The 577-nt window shown below is 50.1% G+C and carries 1 protein-coding gene; it reads right to left on the bottom strand.

All coding sequences use genetic code 11. The annotated features are described in order from the left end of the window. A partial coding sequence (locus R7Z50_RS29520; protein WP_318150015.1) for a glycoside hydrolase domain-containing protein occupies nt 1-577 on the bottom strand: 577 nt, incomplete at both ends.

The following is a 577-nucleotide window of genomic DNA, read 5'->3' as shown; positions in this document are numbered from 1 at the left end:
AGCATCGCCACCCATGATGGCTTTTAAGCCGGCGACGTCATGCGGTACAAACCACGTCCATTGACACGCGTTACCTTCGGTGTAGTTGCCTGTCTCGTGTTCTGTGCCGTATGGGTCGAATGGCGTCATGAAGGTTTCATCAATCATCACTGGGCGCATAAAGCCCGTCACACCATGCTCTGCGTATTCCGTTGGGTTGTAATCGAAGTACTTTTTGTAGCCTTTCGAGCGTTCAAGGTATTGCTCTTCCGCTTGAGTATCACCGGCTGCTTTGGCGATTTGTGCGATAGCCCAATCGTAGAATGCGTTTTCCAGACCGTAAGAAACAGACTCAACCGTGTAGTCTTCAAATACTGGCTCACCATCGACACGTTGGATAGCTGGCGTGAAGCCGTTTTTCTCAATGTAGTCGATGTGCTTGGTTAAAGTGCGATCCAATACGCCCTGATCCCAATCGGCTTGCAGTGCAGGGTAGTTGTCGTAAGTCGAAGAGTCGATCGCGGCTTTCAGCGCCAGGTCTTTCTCTTGTTGAGTAAACTCTTCTGGGAATTTGGTGATCGCATCCGCAATAACTGCT

The sequence above is a fragment of the Vibrio sp. 1249-1 genome (genome assembly GCF_033340495.1).
The sequence above is the reverse complement of the archived record's forward strand: the minus strand, read 5'-3'. Positions and strand labels throughout refer to the sequence as shown.